This is a genomic window from uncultured Nostoc sp. (assembly GCF_964245575.1).
Taxonomy (GTDB): domain Bacteria; phylum Cyanobacteriota; class Cyanobacteriia; order Cyanobacteriales; family Nostocaceae; genus Nostoc.
Map to the genome: position 1 here is coordinate 17,186 of NZ_CAXTNP010000042.1, position 18,348 is coordinate 35,533.

15 protein-coding genes and 1 pseudogene are annotated in these 18,348 nt (G+C 40.6%); 7 read left to right on the top strand and 9 right to left on the bottom strand.

The genetic code is table 11. The features are described 5' to 3' along the window. Positions 1-8: 8 nt before the first annotated feature. Positions 9-857, bottom strand: coding sequence for a photosystem I biogenesis protein BtpA (btpA, locus tag ACFFAP_RS09565; RefSeq protein ID WP_375510992.1), 849 nt, complete (start codon positions 855-857; stop codon positions 9-11). 672 nt (positions 858-1,529) lie between these two features. Between btpA and rimO the strand changes: the two genes are divergently transcribed. The 3 genes and pseudogenes from rimO to ACFFAP_RS09580 all read left to right on the top strand — a co-directional run bounded on the left by rimO (position 1,530) and on the right by ACFFAP_RS09580 (position 5,458). Further along, positions 1,530-2,849, top strand: a complete 1,320-nt coding sequence (rimO, locus tag ACFFAP_RS09570; RefSeq protein WP_375510993.1) for a 30S ribosomal protein S12 methylthiotransferase RimO — start codon at positions 1,530-1,532, stop codon at positions 2,847-2,849. A 260-nt stretch (positions 2,850-3,109) separates the two neighbouring features. Continuing rightward, a complete protein-coding gene (locus ACFFAP_RS09575) occupies positions 3,110-4,642 on the top strand; it encodes a DEAD/DEAH box helicase (protein ID WP_375510994.1) in 1,533 nt (510 codons plus the stop codon). Between the two features lie 239 nt (positions 4,643-4,881). Continuing rightward, positions 4,882-5,458: pseudogene (locus ACFFAP_RS09580) on the top strand (Uma2 family endonuclease). A 10-nt stretch (positions 5,459-5,468) separates the two neighbouring features. On the opposite strand, the gene ACFFAP_RS09585 reads toward ACFFAP_RS09580, so the two are convergent. The 6 genes from ACFFAP_RS09585 to ACFFAP_RS09610 all read right to left on the bottom strand — a co-directional run bounded on the left by ACFFAP_RS09585 (position 5,469) and on the right by ACFFAP_RS09610 (position 11,840). Then, positions 5,469-6,416, bottom strand: coding sequence for an aldo/keto reductase (locus ACFFAP_RS09585; RefSeq protein ID WP_375510995.1), 948 nt, complete (start codon positions 6,414-6,416; stop codon positions 5,469-5,471). Between the two features lie 238 nt (positions 6,417-6,654). Next, positions 6,655-6,879 (bottom strand): hypothetical protein, encoded by a 225-nt coding sequence (locus tag ACFFAP_RS09590; RefSeq protein WP_375510996.1) that lies wholly within the window; start codon positions 6,877-6,879, stop codon positions 6,655-6,657. A gap of 288 nt (positions 6,880-7,167) precedes the next feature. Further along, complete coding sequence (locus tag ACFFAP_RS09595; protein ID WP_375510997.1) at positions 7,168-9,321, bottom strand: hypothetical protein; 2,154 nt, start codon at positions 9,319-9,321, stop codon at positions 7,168-7,170. After that, a complete protein-coding gene (locus ACFFAP_RS09600; RefSeq protein WP_375510998.1) occupies positions 9,318-9,929 on the bottom strand; it encodes a hypothetical protein in 612 nt (203 codons plus the stop codon). Before ACFFAP_RS09600 ends, ACFFAP_RS09595 begins: the two co-directional genes overlap by 4 nt. A gap of 226 nt (positions 9,930-10,155) precedes the next feature. After that, positions 10,156-10,527, bottom strand: coding sequence for a hypothetical protein (locus ACFFAP_RS09605; protein WP_375510999.1), 372 nt, complete (start codon positions 10,525-10,527; stop codon positions 10,156-10,158). Positions 10,528-10,667: 140 nt separating this feature from the next. Beyond that, the gene (locus ACFFAP_RS09610) at positions 10,668-11,840 is read right to left on the bottom strand and encodes a DEAD/DEAH box helicase family protein (protein WP_375511000.1); all 1,173 of its coding nucleotides are present in this window, start codon (positions 11,838-11,840) and stop codon (positions 10,668-10,670) included. 333 nt (positions 11,841-12,173) lie between these two features. Between ACFFAP_RS09610 and ACFFAP_RS09615 the strand changes: the two genes are divergently transcribed. From ACFFAP_RS09615 to ACFFAP_RS09630, 4 genes are all read left to right on the top strand, one after another. Next, entirely contained in the window at positions 12,174-13,607 is a 1,434-nt protein-coding gene (locus ACFFAP_RS09615; protein WP_375511001.1) for a BCD family MFS transporter, read from the top strand. Between the two features lie 238 nt (positions 13,608-13,845). Then, the gene (locus ACFFAP_RS09620) at positions 13,846-14,652 is read left to right on the top strand and encodes an inositol monophosphatase family protein (RefSeq protein WP_375511002.1); all 807 of its coding nucleotides are present in this window, start codon (positions 13,846-13,848) and stop codon (positions 14,650-14,652) included. A 216-nt stretch (positions 14,653-14,868) separates the two neighbouring features. Continuing rightward, positions 14,869-15,444, top strand: coding sequence for a hypothetical protein (locus ACFFAP_RS09625; RefSeq protein ID WP_375511003.1), 576 nt, complete (start codon positions 14,869-14,871; stop codon positions 15,442-15,444). Between the two features lie 226 nt (positions 15,445-15,670). Next, positions 15,671-16,627, top strand: coding sequence for an alcohol dehydrogenase catalytic domain-containing protein (locus ACFFAP_RS09630; RefSeq protein ID WP_375511004.1), 957 nt, complete (start codon positions 15,671-15,673; stop codon positions 16,625-16,627). A 99-nt stretch (positions 16,628-16,726) separates the two neighbouring features. Here ACFFAP_RS09630 and ACFFAP_RS09635 read toward each other — a convergent pair whose 3' ends face one another. Both ACFFAP_RS09635 and chlG read right to left on the bottom strand, forming a co-directional pair. Beyond that, on the bottom strand, positions 16,727-17,014 hold the full coding sequence (locus ACFFAP_RS09635; protein WP_375511005.1) for a hypothetical protein: 288 nt from the start codon (positions 17,012-17,014) through the stop codon (positions 16,727-16,729). A 90-nt stretch (positions 17,015-17,104) separates the two neighbouring features. Beyond that, positions 17,105-18,175 carry a chlorophyll synthase ChlG gene (gene chlG, locus ACFFAP_RS09640; protein WP_375511006.1) on the bottom strand — a complete coding sequence of 357 codons (1,071 nt, stop codon included), beginning with the start codon at positions 18,173-18,175 and terminating at the stop codon, positions 17,105-17,107. Between the last annotated feature and the right edge of the window lie 173 nt (positions 18,176-18,348).

Below are 18,348 nucleotides of genomic sequence, written 5' to 3' on the forward strand. Positions count from 1 at the left end.
CCTACTTTCTAAGAATGTAACTTCACTTGTTCTGCTGATTTACTTTCACCTTTGGAGTTCCAATTGCGACGTGCAGCTTCGACAAATTGACTGACGCGAATTGGGTCAATTGGTTGCTCTATACGTCCATGACGTTTCAGGGAACTGGAAACTATGACACCATTTGCTGCCTGCATGAATGTATCAATATTTTCCCAATTGGCCCCACTACCGATGAACACTGGCGTGCCAGCTGCTGCACCACAAGCTAGTTCCAAATCTTCTAAGTTAGGAGGACTACCAGTAGCCCACCCTGACAAAATCACTCCGTCTGCTAAACCCCTTTCAATGGTGTCTTTCACGGCGACTGTGAGATTTGGAGAACTCAAAGGACGGGCGTGTTTCACCAACACATCGGCCAGGATTTTAACATCACAGCCTAACTCCCGTCGATAGCGGAGTAATTGATGGGCTTCTCCTTCAATTAATCCCTGATCGGTTGCCATCACTCCTGTAAGAACGTTGACGCGGATGAATTGTGCCTGTACACAGCTAGCGATCGCCATTGCACTTTTGCCGTCGTTTCGCAAAACATTTAAGCCTAAAGGCAAAGTCACCAAATTTTGTATCCGTTGCACCACAATGGTCATGGCACTTACAACCACCGGATCGACTTGGTTTTTGGTAAACGGCGCGTCGAAAAAATTTTCCACAATCAGCCCGTCAACCCCTCCACTTGCCAGGGCGGCGGCTTCTTGTTCGGCGCGGTCAATCACCGCTTTTAGGCTACCTCCCCAACGAGGTGAGGTTGGCAGTGGTAGCAGGTGAACCACGCCAATAATCGGTGAGCAAGTTTTAAATAATTGATATAAGTCCACGTCTTTAATCCGCTTCGCAAAGTCCAGAGTCTAGAATTTTTTGACTATTGACTGTATGACCCTTGACTCCTGACTTTTCATTAACTAGTCAAATGTGTTTTATGATAGTCAGTTGATTGCCTCCTTCCTCAGATGGAAATTGGCCTCAAACCTCCCATAAGATATGTTAAGATAAAACTTGGCTACAAGAGGAGTTTGCCACTCACTAGACGCGAGGCAGCTTTCCGTGGTTTAGGCGTCTTGTCCGCGCCCAGTCGTAGGACTTGCCAATTGCCAGGCTAGCATTACTGCTTTATAGGCGTAGTCCCTTTCGTCGATTTCCCTGAGGGTAGCGACTTCTCACAACAAGCCCTTTGGGCGGCTTCCCGATGGGTAGGTTAACAACGCACACGCTGCGGTAATGTAAAATACCAATAGGCGAATTGTTAAAAAAGATTACAAGTGTCAAATGTACCCAAAGACACTTCAATTTGCCCTGGGGAACAGATTGATAGGAATATCATAACATGGCCTCTATTTTTATTTATTGATAGGGTTATGAGTCCACGGACAGTTATTGACAGTGGAGATTTACCACTGCACTGTTTTCATGAGGATGCTGATAGCAAAAAAACAAAGTTAGCGCCAGAATGTTTGACTAAAAGAAGAAGAAAATGAAGATTTTTTCAAAATATGGGTGACAAGCCAACAATTGCCATTTCTCACCTGGGCTGCGAGAAAAACCGAATTGATACAGAACACATGCTGGGAATGCTCGTAGAAGCAGGCTACGGTGTAGATACAAATGAAGAGTTAGCAGATTACGTTATTGTTAATACTTGTAGTTTTATTGAAGCAGCCCGGCAAGAATCTGTCAGAACTTTGGTAGAACTGGCAGAGGCAAACAAAAAAATCGTAATCACTGGCTGTATGGCGCAACATTTCCAAGAACAGCTTTTGGAGGAATTGCCCGAAGCAGTAGCGGTGGTTGGTACAGGCGATTATCACAAAATTGTAAATGTAATTGAGCGTGTAGAACAAGGCGAACGGGTTAAACAGGTTAGTATCGAACCAACCTACATCGCAGATGAAACTACACCGCGCTATCGCACTACAACCGAGGGCGTAGCTTACCTGCGGGTTGCGGAAGGATGTGATTATCGTTGTGCATTTTGTATCATTCCTCATCTTCGAGGAAACCAGCGCTCGCGTACTATTGAATCTATAGTCGCCGAAGCCGAGCAGTTAGTTACTCAAGGGGTAAAGGAAATTATTTTAATTTCCCAAATCACTACTAATTACGGTTTGGATATTTACGGTAAGCCAAAATTAGCCGAATTGCTTCGCGCTTTGGGGAAAGTAGATATACCGTGGATTAGAATGCACTACGCTTATCCCACGGGACTGACCCCAGATGTGATAGCGGCGATCCAAGAAACACCAAACGTTTTACCTTATCTGGATTTGCCCTTACAACATTCTCATCCAGAAATTCTCCGTGCCATGAACCGTCCTTGGCAAGGGCAGGTAAATGATGGGATTATAGATCGCATCAAAACGGCGCTACCAACAGCCGTACTGCGGACAACATTTATTGTTGGTTTCCCAGGAGAAACAAGCGAGCATTTTGAGCATCTACTAGAGTTCGTTCAGCGACATGAATTCGATCATGTTGGCGTTTTCACCTTTTCCTCTGAGGAAGGAACCCCAGCTTATAAGCTACCAAATCAGTTGCCCCAAGAGGTAATGGACGATCGCCGATACCAACTGATGGAACTCCAGCAACCGATTTCTCAAAATAAAAATCAACAGGAAGTAGGCAAAATAGTCGATGTCCTGATTGAGCAAGAAAATCCTGAAAGTGGTGAATTAATAGGTCGTTCAGGTAGATTTTCCCCAGAGGTTGATGGTCTGGTGTATGTCAAAGGCCAGGCAAAGTTAGGAACCATCGTGCCAATAGCGATTCACCACGCTGATACATACGACCTCTATGGTCAAGTAGTCAATAACTAAGTTGTCATTTGTCTTTTGTCCAAAGTCCAATGTTAAATGACCCTTACAGATTCATCCTTATACTAAGGTCAATGCTGCATTAATGGCAGTTTTCATGAGGGTTTACCTGAAACGCTGGCGGACTTGGCATAGCCTCTCCAAGAGTTGAGGCTTCGCTATCGCCCTTGGCTCACTAATAGCCAATGACTAATGACTAATGACTAATGACTAATGACTAATGACTAATCCAAAAATCCTTACATAAAATTTAGGACGAATTAATGACTCTTTCATTTCAAGAATTAGGCATTTCCCAAGAACGTGTCGAACAACTAGAAAAAATCGGTTTTACCGAACCCACTAACATTCAAGTGCAAGCAATTCCCCAATTGCTTGCTGGTCGTGATGTAGTAGGTCAATCTCAAACTGGAACAGGCAAAACGGCAGCATTTTCACTGCCTATTTTAGAGCGGCTAGATATTAATCAAAGAGCCGTGCAAGCCATAGTTTTAACACCAACTCGTGAATTAGCGATGCAAGTTCACGATGCGATCGCTCAGTTCATAGGCAATGAAGGATTGCGGGTGTTAGCAATCTATGGTGGTCAATCGATTGACCGTCAAATGTTACAACTCAAACGTGGCGTTCACATGGTTGTGGGCACTCCAGGACGGGTAATCGATTTGCTGGATCGCGGCTGTTTAAAGCTGGATCAAGTGAAGTGGTTTGTATTGGATGAAGCTGATGAAATGTTGAGTATGGGCTTTATCGACGATGTGATAAAAATCCTCTCTCAAGCGCCCGTAGAACGCCAAACAGCTTTATTCTCGGCAACAATGCCACCATCGATTCGGATGTTGGTGAACAAGTTCTTGCGATCGCCGGCGACTGTCACTGTTGAGCAGCCAAAAGCCGCTCCCAACAAGATTAATCAGGTAGCTTACCTGATCCCTCGCCACTGGACAAAAGCCAAAGCATTACAGCCGATTCTGGAAATGGAAGATCCAGAAACAGCTTTAATCTTCGTCCGCACCAGACGCACAGCCGCAGAACTCACCAGTCAGTTACAAGGGGCTGGTCACAGTGTTGATGAATACCACGGTGACTTGTCGCAACAAGCACGGGAACGGTTATTAAGCAGATTCCGTAACCGTCAAGTTCGCTGGGTGGTAGCAACTGATATTGCAGCCCGAGGCTTAGATGTCGATCAACTCTCCCATGTGATCAACTACGACTTACCCGATAGCGTAGAAACCTACGTTCATCGCATTGGCCGTACTGGTCGTGCTGGTAAAGAAGGAACAGCAATTTCTTTAGTACAGCCATTTGAGCGGCGCAAGCAGCAAACATTTGAACGTCATAACCGCCAAAGTTGGCAATTGCTGACCATTCCCACACGTGCCCAGATTGAAGCGCGACACATTCTGAAATTGCAAGAACAGGTGCGAGAAGCTTTGACAGGTGAGCGTTTGGCTTCATTCTTGCCGATTGTCAGCGAACTAATTGAAGAATACGATGCTCAAGCGATCGCCGCAGCTGCCCTGCAAATCGCTTACGATCAAACTCGTCCCGCTTGGTTGAGTTCAGACGTGGAAATTCCCCAAGAAGAATCCTCCGCTCCCAAACCCAGACTCGGTAAGCGTCGTGAATCTTCGAGCGATCGCCCTCGTTCTGCATGGAAATCAGATAGCAACAATGGTGATGAAGAAAGACATTCTTCTCCCAAGCCCAAACTGCGGACAAGCAGTAGTGAGTCTTCTGCATCCCCTAGTAAAAAGCTAGGTTCACCTACAGCGAGAGAATCAGCTTCTTAGTCAACCAGTTAGAAGTTAATCAATTTTGGATTTTAGATTTTAGATTTTAGATTTTTCCTTCAATCCAAAATCCAAGTTGCGCTTCTAGCGCACCAAAGGTGCGACCCAAATCTAAAATTGGCAGAGTTGAGAGTTAGGAGTCAAGATTTTGACTTTGGCTCTTGACTTTTTGGCTTTTTGGGTAACCTTTTCTACCCATTTGTAGGAAGATAAATTAAAGATGCATTCTTCGTGGCCTTATGTTCACTATTTCAGACTTAGAGGAACTACAAGCAGAGCAGCCAGAATGGCAGATGGAGCCGGTAGATGGAAATATAGTTGTTATGGGACCATCAGATTATGAGTCAGAAGAAAGAGGTGCTGAGTTAGATAGATTACTTGGAAACTGGGTGCGCCCACAGAGGCTAAGACAGGTGACTGGTTCTAGTGCTGGTTTCATTTTGCCTACATTAGAAACTGAAAACGGGAAAGAAGCTGATAACGAAAAACGAAATTTCCGCGCTCCTGATGTATCTTTTGTTCGTGCTGATAGATTAAAAACAAGCGAGCGCGACTTTGTGGAACTGGTGCCTGATTTGATGGTAGAGATAAAATCTAAGTCAGACCAGATCAAACCACTGATAGTAAAAGATTCAGCTATTCTTACAACTTGGAGCTACGGTTGGTATCCTGATTGATCCTGACAAATTGACGCTCACATATCGACTCAACCAAGAACCAATAGTTTTGCACGACAACGACAAACTGACACTACCAGACTTACTACCAGGTTGGGAGCTAGTAGTGTCAGAAATTTGGCTTCATATATTTGAGTAGTTCAAAAATACTACAGCCAAGGACGACTAACTTGTTCTAATTCTCCAATTTCATCGTCGCTCAATCTCCAGCCCAAAGCACCAGCATTCTGACGCACCTGTTCGGCTGTCTTTACCCCAGCAATGGGAATAACGTTCCCCTGAGCAATTAACCAGTTGAGAGCAACTTGGGCAGGGGTGCGATCGTATTTTTCCCCAAAATTGCGTAGCAAAGATATAACTGGGGCAATTTTTTGCAGACCTTCTTTCGTAAATCGCGGGTCTATTTTCCTCGCACCAGTTGGGGTTTCAGTACTATCAATAGTGTACTTCCCTGTGAGTAATCCCTGTGCTAAAGGACTATAAGCCAAAATAGTCACACCCAACTCACGCGCAGTTGTAATAATACCTTTGCTTTCAACTTGGCGACTAAGTAAAGAATAGCGCACTTGGTTCACAGCCAAAGGCACTCCACGGGCTGCCAATATTTGATGGGCGTCCCGCATTTGCTCTGCTGAGTAATTACTCACACCGACTGCGGCAATTCTGCCCCGTTTCACTTCATCCGCTAGGACATTCATCAGAGTTTCTTGGCTTAAAAAGAAAGCAAAAGGCCAATGCACTTGATATAGGGCGATTCGCTCTAATTGTAGGCGTTTGAGACTATCTGTTAAAGCATCAGAGACGGATTGGGCTGTAAATCGCCACGGTAGGGGGCCAAATTTCGTGGCAATTTGTACAGGTTGTTGTGTCTGTTGCAGAAATTGCCCCAAAAATTTCTCGCTCTTTCCCATTCCGTAGACTTCGGCAGTATCAAAGAAGGTAATACCAGCCTCTAAGGCTGCTGTAAAGGCTTCTTGTAACTGTTCTGGGCCGTAGGCATTGCCATAATTCCAAAAGAGTTTATCACCCCAAGCCCAAGTGCCTATGCACAAGGGTATAACAACTGGGCCATTTTGCCCCAATGTGATGTTTTCCACGGTTGCAAAATTTAATTTATTTACATTTCTTTACTTTTATAGTGTATCGTTATAGACAAAATACAGTGCGAACTTCACCACTTGGCTGCAAATCTTGTGGTGCGACGCCGAATAGCCCCTCGTAGACATCGCGGCTTGCATAAAGATTTACAAATTACACCTGACAATATATCTATTCTCATAATTAAGGGAGGCTAATAACCTCCCTTTAATAATAGTTGAGTGTATTTACTTGTATTTATGAATTAGATGATTTATCCTGTTTGGCTTTTTTGATTAATTCCATGTAGATATTAATCTCATTAATTTCTACATCATGCTCAACTCTGGTTACTTTCCATCTTTCCTTTTTTAGGTAAACTTCCTCTCCTATTCTGGGAGTAAATTGGAGATCATAGAACTTTTTTAGAAAATCTTTTTGATTTTCTTCCCATAATATTACTTTGACTGGTTCTTTAGTCATTGCTTATGCCTTTTTGATTACTAGATGAAGGTAAGTAGTTTGATGACATACATAGGGAAAGTTTATCTTACTAATTCAATGGAATAGCGTAGTTAAAACCACATTTTAATATTGATATTTTTATGTGGTTTGATTGCGTCCGATAAAGTTACAGGGCAATGCGAGAACTTTAGTAAATTTTACTATTAGGTATATTTGAAAATATTTCTCCGTGTGTTGGGGTTAGAAAAATAAGTAAAATCTGTCAAACTAAGAGTTATTGCCGTTGATCAATACTGATTAATACAGTCATTTAGCAACACCAAAATTTTTATACTCCCTAATATACTTAAATGGAAAAGGGATTACGGTACTTTGCCCTGTGCGGACAAAATCAACATCCATAGTTTCAAGGAGTTGTCTGAATATCAGTTTTGAGTCATCCACCGCCACGATTTTACGAAGATGACAGGCATCCTTGAAATAAAATTTTACGTTTTCTCTTTGTTCTCCAACAAAGTAATAAGCCTCTTTTTCGGTTTCACCAAAATACTTTATGTTGAGAGAAGCGTCAAATAAATCTTCTTTGCTCTGGTTATCCTGGGGGAACTTCAATCGAATTTGATATTGGTCGAGAAGGTAATCTCTAAAACGAGTAGCCTCACTTGTACTACTGACATCAATATCCTTGTCTCCTACCTTCCTTGTTGTTCCCAAATACTGTGCGATTAAAGACTTAAAATCTCCTTTCGATATAGGTTGGCTACCAATTTTTATAAGTTCCAATGATAATAATTTAAATTTTTCAATATTAATATCAGATGGTTCTTGTAAAAATTCTTCAATTATATCAGCTAACTCATTTCCATTTCGCTTGTTTTCGGGAAGTTCAGTTTCGACTTCCCTAAGAATAGCTTCAATTTTAGAAAGGTGAGGAATACTGATTTCATCGGTTAGAAATATCTGATTTATATCACCAGCATCAGAAATAACAAGACCTTCTAATGTCTTGATTTTATCTCCTGAGCTACCCTCTGTCATGAATTTTCTATATTTCTCAAACTTTTGCCAGTTAAATAATATATCTTGACCATCTATTTCGTAAAATTCAAAATTACCATTTGGTTTAATTTCCATAAAAATTACGTGGTCTGTATCTTCATCCCAAGCAGCAAAAGTCCAAATTCCTTTTAGTTGAAGTTTACCCCAATCAAACAAGTTTAATGTTCGATAGCTAATATCACGCTTTATAAGCTGTTCCTTTATAATTGTTTTAACAATAGGCTTAGAGACATTTTTAGTTGATTCAATTGTCAGATTTGGTCGCGGAAATTTATCTGTTGAAAGGAGGTATTCGTCCTTTTGTCCTCTTTTTTCATAAAATTCGGCATCATGTATAATTCTAAAATTTAGAGCGCTTTGTTTATCACGTTTACCGACGGAGATTAGCTTTTCATCAGTTATATAAGGAAGAAGAAATTCTTTCAGTGTAATTACTAAATTAGTAGAATCTTCATCATTAACTCTATCAACTATATGTATTGCCTGACCATCTAGTTTTGAGTGAAGTTGTTTTGGACTTTTAAGCAAAGTATTTTTGAGTTCAATACTGCGAGCAATTTCAAGAGTAGAAAAATTAACACTCATATATTCAGATAGATATTCTTGAATACTATTGAAAACTTGAAACAAAATACCTGCTCGGCTTTTCTCAAATTTCTCTATACTTTCAAACTCAAGGAAATTAGTATGAAGCTTTTTACCTTGTTTACCGCATTGTATGTAAGACTTTGTAGGGTCTGTATCTTTACCATCAGATGGAAGCCATCTTCTCAGAGTTCCTGTACCACTATGGAACACATATTCAGGTCTTTTAAGAATTTTTTTTAATTCTACCGTACCTTTATATTCTTTTAATATGGAAACCTTTTTTCGATAAGAGGCTACATTAACGTTCAATAAGAATTCATTTTTTTGACTCTCATCACGACTAAGAGTTATTTCAGCAACGCCAATCGCATCATAAAGCTTATTTGTCAATGGAGGGACTTTAAGTAATTCTCCAGTCAGATTTGAGAAATGCAGATGTTTAAATTTAGATCGTGATGAACCTAGAGAGTTAATTAATAAACGGGCAAGTGTTACTTCACATATACATTCATCATTTCCAGTATAAACAGTCTGGGGTTTTACCTCAATTGCAGATACATTAGCAAATTTAGGATCAGTTCTAAGTTTTTGAAGTAATGCGTAAGTATCATTTGATTTTTTATCAAACATAGCATAGGCATATTGAGCATATCCAACAGACATGGCTTTATAATCTTCACCTATAATGCAATCCAGTTCTTCCGCTCCCCACCATTTGCCATTTTTGTCTCGTTTGAAGCGGATAAAAACAAAATCTCTTTCAATAGTATCAATATGAAAATTTATCTTTAGTCTATTTGTAAGAATGCTCATGTTAAAAATTCATTCACAAGAAATTTAAGTGCTAAATTATCGATTTTATCATTTTTACAGAAATAGGGAACTTCTATAATTTTTCCGCCAAATGATGGAATCGGTTGAAAGGGAGTGTTGGAAGAACCAAGAATGTTGATAACAAAAACCCTTTCTGCTCTAACAATCGCCATTTTTTCACATATTTTATCAATTATTTCATCAGCTTTTACTGCAACCCGATCATTCCATAACTTGAAATCTATATAAATATCTTGCTCTGTTTTGAAGTCAAAGAGTTCAAATTCATCTATATTCAGTTCTAGTAAGGGAATATTTAAGAGGTTTTGAAAAATATATTTTCCACATACTTCACCTAATGCCCCTTTATAAATATTGTTGAACATTGGAGGGGTCAGCATTAGTTTAGATTTAGGAAATATTGTTGCCCAGCCAGAATCAGTGAACAATTTCTGAAAACTATCGATTTTCATCAACTCAGAAAGACGGGCAGTTCGTTCGCTCACTTCTTTAATTTCTCTTTTTCCGTAGTCATCAGAAAAGAAAACTTCAACATCATCATAGTCATTTTCATGTGAGAAATAATATGAATCGGCAGGTTTTGGCAAATGCAGGTAAATATTATTCCAGTTAATATTGCATTCTGACTCTTTTACAATACTTGGTTGATAAAGAACTTGTTCTCTTAGTTCTTGCCACTTTTTAACACTCTGTTTTGTCCATGGCGTACTCAGTTGCCGACGTATATAAACAGCAGTTTGATTGCTTTTATGGGATGCACGGTTTTGTGCTTCTATTAAATCTTCAGATCCGTTAGGCGATTCACCTGCTGATTCAAGGAATAAATTTAGTTTTTATGGAAACTTGATTATAACCTTGAGTTGCGTCGTTATATGCGTTTTTCAGCTTAACAAGAGCATCATCTTTAATACGTATAAATGAATCTCCTAAACAAGATTTCAGATACTTAAGATCATAATTGCCAATATTGGTGTAAAGTCCGGCAGTAGCTGAAATACCGACTACCAGAGCATTTGAGCAAACTCCAGCCAAAAATGATTCGGGTGTGCGGCTGAAGTTGAACATATATATTTTTGATAGTGTATCATGCTCATCACTATCGACAATATCATAGTAACGAAAGCCTGTATCATAAAAATTCTGACTTTGGATTGTTCCTTGATAGGGTTGCAAGCCATACGGCAAATCATCTTCAAGAATTTTATTGGTTAAAAACTCGACATCTTTAAGGTGAAAATTATTAAGAACTGTCTGAATAGCTAATTTAAGGGGAAAAGTTTCTTGACCACCTTTCTCTTCTTCTTTTAAACGGCGATAGTTATTAGCTAAATACTTAATTTCTGTCTGAAAATAAGATAAAAATCGGTAATTGTACTCAGCAATTCCTGTAGATCAGTACCCGTCTTTTTTTCTTTAATATTAAAAGCATTGATCCAATTGGTACGGCTATCTATATCTCCAATAATCTCTACCCGTTGATTACGAGCTAGCACATTATGGAATTTATAATCATAAAAAAGAAAGTTTCTTTCTTTAGATGAAAAACTATCATGAGATTTACAAATATGTTGTAACTGATATTGTTTGAATATATAATTAGCTTTCTCTCGTAATGATTCAATTTGTTCTTGTAGAGATAGCCAGTTTTTGCCTGAAGATTGTTTTTTTCTCCATTTTGATTCTTGCACGAGTGCTTCAGGGCATTCAGTTTGCATTAGATGATTATGAATATTCAAGAATAAATCAAGAAGATCCACTTGATGTCGTAATCCTGATTGAATAATATTTTTGAGTACAGCGTCTTTGGTAGTATCAAACTCATCAATAAAAATAAGTGATTTATTAATCAACCGCTCAGGGAAGTAATATGATGGTTCAACAAGTGTTGTATTTTGAGCGACGAATTTATTTATACTAAGAAATAAAATGGTCTTATCGTCTGTAAACACTGCTGGATAAAGCTCCTTAATCCATTGGTAATCTTGATTATTCTTTATAGCCGACAGACGGGCTTTTTTATTTTCAAAATTTTCTGACAATGTTTTTTTTATAATATCTCGGAATGCTGGCTCAATATTTTTACGAATCTCTGTTTTAATGCTTTCTTTAAAAGAAATAGGAATTTGCTCGTTTTGGAGTATTTCTATATATTTTTTGAGTTGTAAATATATTTCGGTTTTAAATTTGTCAGGAATTTGATGGTCAATATTTAGCAAATTTTTAATAATAGGATCTACGTTATAGTCAATAAAAAGAACATATTTTTGAAAATCTTGTTCATTTCCATTGTCGATAAAAAGTTTTTTGAGTTCGTCCATCGGTAGATTTTTCTTGAGGTTGGTAATAAACAGAATCTTTCTCTCTTGCTTGACAAACTCCTTGTAATTAGAATGTATAAACTTTAGAAGGTTGTAGGTTTTACCAGAACCAGTTGGCATACTCAGGAGAAGCAGACCAGGATTATCTTGTTTACAGTATTGGTTTAATATTTCTTCCATATCCCTGACAATCTTAGTAAAGTTTAAAATAGTGAGATGTGAATGCTACATCTAGATAGCGATCGCCAACTATGACACTAGTATTAGCGATAAAAGACAGGGGTAAGCAAGCAACTATCTCAGTTAGCCTCTATTAATGCTCAATCACGTTTAATCTAGTTATGGTTGCACAACAAGCCCTGAATAACCAAAAAGTTTTATGTACGTTATTGCTGCGGTGTCTACCGCCAAACCCAAAAATTGATGCCCCGAAATTAGTAGTTTTTTGGAATATTGAACAGTTTATATTTAATTAAAGAGACTATATTCCATAAACTATACAAAAAAGTAGCTATGGCAAGCGGTGAAATATTTGATACCGAAAAAAAATCTTTATCTGTGCCAAGGGTAAACCTGCTAACCATGTTCCGGCTGGGTTTATTTCAAATGGGGTTGAGCATGATGTCCATTTTGACTCTGGGAGTACTCAACAGAGTCATGATTCAAGAAATAGCAATTCCGGCGACGCTGGTATCAGTAGTTTTAGCACTGCCTTTATTTGTTGCTCCTTCCCGTGTCTGGTTCGGCCAGATTTCCGATGCCAAGCCGTTATGGGGAAACCATCGCACAGCTTATGTTTGGGTGGGCGCGGCAATATTTGCGATCGCAGCATTTTTAGCTATACAAGTGATATGGCAACTTAATATTGCTGGAAATAGTTCAGGTACTTGGGTATGGACAACCCAAACAATCGGCTGGACAGCGCTTCTGGCTTTAGTTTTTGCTGTATATGGTCTAGGAATTTGTGCTAGCGGTACTGCTTTTGCTGCTTTGTTGGTGGATATATCTGAAGAAGATAACCGTTCTAAAGTGGTAGGTGTGGTTTGGTCAATGCTGATGGTGGGGATTATTGTTGGGGCGATTATTAGTACCATATTACTAAAGCCATTAACGCTAGGCGCTTCCATAGCAACCTTGCAGCCAGCAATCAATAGATTGTTTTTTATCGTCCCAGCAATTGTATTTGGTTTAGCGATCGCAGCCACATTCGGCGTAGAAAAGAAGTACTCTCAATACTTAACTCGTTCCACACTGGTGAACCGGGAAGACAGCATTACTCTAGGCAATGCTTGGAAAATCTTGACAGCTAGCCCACAAACAGGTATATTTTTCACCTTTTTATTGGTGATGACTATCAGTTTGTTTATGCAAGACCCGATTTTGGAACCTTATGCGGGTCAAGTGTTTAAAATGCCACTAGCGGAAAGTACCAAATTAAATGTTTTTTATGGAACAGGTCTACTGATTGCCTACGGCGTTACGGGCTTTTACATTGTCCCGCGTTTGGGTAAGCGCAGAACTGCACGTCTAGGCTGTATGTTGGTAGCATTCTGTGCAATCTTACTAGGTATATCAGGATTCACAGCTAATGCAGCAGTTCTCAAACTAAGTTTGGTCTTGTTCGGTTTAGCCACAGGTTTCTTAACTACAGCAGCAATTAGCTTGATGTTGGATCTTACCGCAGCAGAAGCCGCAGGTACGTTTATTGGGGCTTGGGGATTAGCGCAGTCCCTTTCTAGAGGAATCGCGGTAGTAATCGGAGGTACAGTTTTGGATATTGGACGCAAGCTGCTACCTAGCCTAGAGTTAGCTTATGGACTGGTATTCGTTCTAGAAGCCGTGGGAATGGTGCTATCGATTTGGTTTCTGAATCGGGTGAACATCACAGAATTTCAAACAAGTACAAAGCTTGCGATCGCTTCGGTTTTAGAAAGCGATTTAGATTAAACTGTATAGGGCATGGGGCACTTGTACTGAGTTTACAGTCAGCGCAGTCGAACTGCGACTTGCCTTGAGCGACTTGTACTGAGCTTGTCAGCCAGCGTAGCCGTAAAGCCTGCGGCATAGCTACGCTTAAGGCGAAGCCTCTTCTTCGAGTTGGGCGTAGTCGAAGTAAGTAGAAAGGAGTCGAAGTATTGGGTACGGGGCATGGGACAAATGACTAATGACTAATGACAAATAACCAATGAATGATTTTTGGACAACAATTCTAGATTTTGCCCAAACTACCACTACCAGAGTGGGCAAGCAGCTAATGCAAGATTTTGGGAAAGTACAGGCTGACCAAAAAGCTGATGGTAGTTTGGTGACGCAAGCAGATAAATGGGCAGATCAGGAAATTCGGGATGCGATCGCTTCTAGTTTCCTTGGCTACGGCATTTTGAGCGAAGAGAGCGATAAGTTATTTCCCGGTACGGAGTGGTGCTGGGTAATTGACCCTCTGGATGGTACAACCAACTTTACACGCGGCATTCCCATCTGGACAATATCTCTGGGTTTACTGTATCGAGGCACACCCATTTTTGGTTATGTTTACGCGCCAACTTTGAATCAAGCTTTTCATGGTTTCTGGGCAGGTTCATCTGGTTTAGCAACACCAACAGGAGCATTTCTCAACAACCACCCCATCCACACTAGTATAGATAGTCCCAGCAACAATCACTTTTTTAACCTCTGTTCCCGCAGCACCGCAGTTATCCAGAACGGCTTTCCCTGCAAAATTCGCATGTTGGGTGTGGCTAGCTATAACTTTTTGACAGTTGCCACTGGGGCTACTCTAGGTGGTATTGAGGCGACACCAAAAGTTTGGGACTTAGCGGGGGCTTGGGTAATTGTCCAGGCTGCTGGTGGGGTCTGGTTCTCGCTGAAGTCAGAACCGTTTCCCTTGTTACCGGGAGAAGATTATAGCGATCGCTCTTTTCCCACCCTTGTAGTTAGTCGCCCCGAATTAATTCCGGTATTTCAACCTTTTCTCGAAAGCGTAAAAATTTAATATAATTTGCTGTACATTTGAAAACAGTAATTTTGACAAACCACTAGTGAGGGGCAATATACCCGAAATTAAAGTTAACAAAGTCTTAGTCATACAGAGAATTGAGTATAAATTAAACTAGTAATAATCCTGATTTTGGTGCAATAACAGTGTAACGACTAATTTAAGTACAGTTGTAGCTTCCATCACACTGCTTAATTTAGTAGAAATAATTTTATGTTGTCTAATCTAGATTTAATTCGAGAGTTTGTGCAAAACTCTATTCATAAAAAAGAAGTTTTATTGTCAAATCCTGCTTTGACAGCACAAACAGTCTATAACACCAACCAAGTGATAGCAAAAACCGAAGGTGTGATTGCCACCGTCCAACTATTTAAGACACTATCTGAATTCTGGATTTCTCCAAAATCATCCCAGTGGGAATTGATAAATCAGGCATTAGCAGAATATAGTTATCTCCTCAAAGGAGAAGTGGATACTCGGGGTTTCTATAAGTATCAATACTGCGAAGTTCCCAAAGGCTATGAGATGCACTGTACTAAATGTGTGCTTTTATGGCGAGCTTGGTGGAAATATCGCAAGTATACTTTAAGAGTAGGGATTCCGTTGGAACTTCTGATTAGAAAACGGGATTCATGGTATCCAATTAGAGATTTAATTATTAGCGACGGACTTCTTTATATCAAAACTTTAGGAAATGAGATAGCACTTGACTCAAACGATCTGGTTACTTGGTTAAGTAAAGTTGATGTAATAAATATTATTAAAGAAATACCTACTACAGAGATATAGAGTAGGTAAGCTGTTAAGCATTTAATTTGCTAAGGCCGCAGGGGGGCAGTTCTTGCTGGTAGCAAGGCAGAGGATTTGCAGCTTTTTTTGATAATGAAAATAGTGCAACTTGTAGGTACGACAGCTTAGAAAGATACATTTGTACGCTCATACAACCAATTGATTATTTTGTAAAGATTTTTAAAAGTGGTATGACAATATAACTAGGCAAAGGATGTGAAGAGAAATGAAAGGACTTTGGCTCGAAAATAACCAGTTGGAACTACGCACGGATATTCCCATTCCTGAACCACCACAGGGAGAAGCCTTGGTGCGCGTTTTACGTGCGGGTATCTGTAACACAGACCTAGAACTACTTAAAGGCTACTATCCCTACACTGGTATTTTAGGGCATGAATTTGTCGGTGTCGTTGAACAAGGGCCAGAACACCTAGTTAACCAACGCGTAGTTGGAGAAATCAACGCTGTTTGTGGGCATTGTCGGTTTTGTCGTAGTGGACAACCAACTCACTGCGAAAATCGCACAGTTCTAGGTATTGTCAACCGAAATGGAGCCTTTGGTGAATATCTCTGTTTGCCGATGGAGAACTTACATTTAGTACCTGATAATGTGCCAACAGAAGTAGCGACATTTACCGAACCTATAGCAGCAGCTTTAGAAATTCAGCAGCAAGTGTCATTGCATCCAAATGATCGGGTGCTAGTGGTTGGAGATGGCAAACTAGGGCAGTTAGTAGCCCAGACACTTGCCCTAACAGGCTGTGAACTCTTGGCTGTGGGGCGTCATCGAGACAAACTGGCTAATTTAGAGGCACGGGGGATCAAAACGAGTCTAGCCGACACTGTTACAGATGGATATTTTGATATCTCAGTAGAGTGTACTGGCAACCCAGAAGGATTTGCGATCGCCCGCCGCGCCCTACGTCCCCGTGGCACATTAGTGCTTAAAAGTACTTATGCTGGCAACCTTAGCCTAGATGCTTCCTCGTTAGTAGTGGATGAAATTACCCTCATCGGCTCCCGTTGTGGCCCCTTTCCCCCAGCCCTTCAGCTACTAGCCACAGGACAAGTTGACGTGCAACCTCTTATTCAAGCTTCGTATCCCCTCATTGAAGGGCTTGCGGCTTTTGAACACGCTCAGAGTCGGGGTGTTTTGAAGATATTGTTAGAGATTGGTCAATAGTGATTGGGCATTGGGCATGGTGAAGAGGACAAGGGGAAAAACTTGTTGAAGCTTCTCACCCCTTGTCCCTTTGTCTCCCCTACTCTCCGCACTCCCCAATTAATACAGATAAGGATTCGTCTTCGGTTGATAGTCCAAACAATCGATTGCTTCTTCTGTATTGGCAATAGATGGGCGTACAGTACATTTAAGACGGTAATTGTCGGTAAAAAATTGGCAACCACTACAGGGAATTTGATGCATTTGTTTAGCTGTAGTCATACTATCTCGCGCCGCCGTCCAGAGACTCAAAACCGCGAGAATAGTTACAGTCCAAGCAACAACAAAGCAAATCGGGACTAATAAAGGTTGAATCCCATGAATAAGTAAATAGATCAGTTGAAACACGATATATCCTGATACAAACTAGGAGTTAAAGGTATCTTAACTCCTAACTCCTAACTCTTAACTCCTAACTTCTCACTATAGAAGTATAAGTTAAACGCCAGCATGACCGAGTGCTAAACCAGTGACGAGCATTCCTAGAACAAGGAAGGGTTGGGCGCTGGCTTGGTACTTAACATCATTTTTCACGGGGTCACGTAGGAAATACATATCCTGCAAGGTGATTTGCGGAATGATTAAAAGTATTAGTATTGTTGCATACAAATTCTCATGGATGCTGACGAGATAAGCTGCTATCAATCCTTGAAAGACATCAATCGTTACTACACAAATCCATGCCGCAGTGGTGATGCCAAACATTACAGGTAGTGAATTTAATCCTAACTGGCGATCGCCTTCTACACTCTTAAAATCATTAACAATGGCAATACCCAATCCAGCTAAGCTGTAGAACATTGTCAAAATCACGATTGTGGAATTGAGATCGCCAAACAAAGCGTGTCCTGTAGACCACGGTAGGGTGATATAGCTTGCACCCAAGGCGTAGCTACCTAGCCAGCCGTTTTGTTTGAGTTTCAGGGGAGGTGCAGAATAAATGTAGGCGATGAAAGAACCGATAATCGCGATCGCTGTAATTGTCGGGAATTCATGACCAGACCAAACATCTAGCGCAAATGCCAAAGCAATGCCAGCAATTAGTAATACCCAAATCTGAATAATTACCTGGGGTAGGGGAATTGCCCCAGAGGGAATCGGGCGATACGGTTCATTGATGGCATCGATTTCGCGATCAAAGTAATCATTAAGGATTTGGGTGTAACCTGTCATTAATGGCCCAGCCAGCAGCATACAGGTTGCTACCTTCAACACATTTTCCAGTGTCCAAGTATAGTTACCAGAAGAAGCCGCACCACAGACTACGCCCCAAATTAGGGGAATCCAGGTAATCGGCTTCATTAGCTGCAAACGAATTTTCCAAATTGAAGTTTCCCCAGACGCTGCACCTTTCATCCCCAGCAGTTGCCTAGTTTTCGCACTGCGATCGGCAGATGCGTTCGCCTTTGGCGTTGGCAGAGCCATCGCTTTTTCGCTGGAATTATTTACCACTGAGTCTAATGCCTCAGATGGGTTAGGGTCTGGGGTAATGGGAGTTGATTCTGACATAAGATTTACTAATTAATTGGGAATTGGGCATTGGGAATTGGGCATTGGGAATTGGGAATTGGGCATCCCTTCAGCTTACTTCGACTACGCTCAGTACAAGTCGCTCAGGGCAAGTGGGCATTGGACATTAGAGATTAGTCATTTTTTATCTGCTCCCCCTGCTCCCCCTACTC

What these genes read in the sequence shown, in the direction of transcription:
- ACFFAP_RS09615 (WP_375511001.1), top strand. Translation starts at nt 12,174, where the DNA reads ATGGCAAGCGGTGAAATATTTGATACCGAAAAAAAATCTTTATCTGTG.
- ACFFAP_RS09590 (WP_375510996.1), bottom strand. Translation starts at nt 6,879, where the DNA reads ATGACTAAAGAACCAGTCAAAGTAATATTATGGGAAGAAAATCAAAAA.
- ACFFAP_RS09575 (WP_375510994.1), top strand. Translation starts at nt 3,110, where the DNA reads ATGACTCTTTCATTTCAAGAATTAGGCATTTCCCAAGAACGTGTCGAA.
- ACFFAP_RS09630 (WP_375511004.1), top strand. Translation starts at nt 15,671, where the DNA reads ATGAAAGGACTTTGGCTCGAAAATAACCAGTTGGAACTACGCACGGAT.
- ACFFAP_RS09595 (WP_375510997.1), bottom strand. Translation starts at nt 9,321, where the DNA reads ATGAGCATTCTTACAAATAGACTAAAGATAAATTTTCATATTGATACT.
- chlG (WP_375511006.1), bottom strand. Translation starts at nt 18,175, where the DNA reads ATGTCAGAATCAACTCCCATTACCCCAGACCCTAACCCATCTGAGGCA.
- ACFFAP_RS09620 (WP_375511002.1), top strand. Translation starts at nt 13,846, where the DNA reads ATGAATGATTTTTGGACAACAATTCTAGATTTTGCCCAAACTACCACT.
- rimO (WP_375510993.1), top strand. Translation starts at nt 1,530, where the DNA reads ATGGGTGACAAGCCAACAATTGCCATTTCTCACCTGGGCTGCGAGAAA.
- ACFFAP_RS09625 (WP_375511003.1), top strand. Translation starts at nt 14,869, where the DNA reads ATGTTGTCTAATCTAGATTTAATTCGAGAGTTTGTGCAAAACTCTATT.
- ACFFAP_RS09610 (WP_375511000.1), bottom strand. Translation starts at nt 11,840, where the DNA reads ATGGAAGAAATATTAAACCAATACTGTAAACAAGATAATCCTGGTCTG.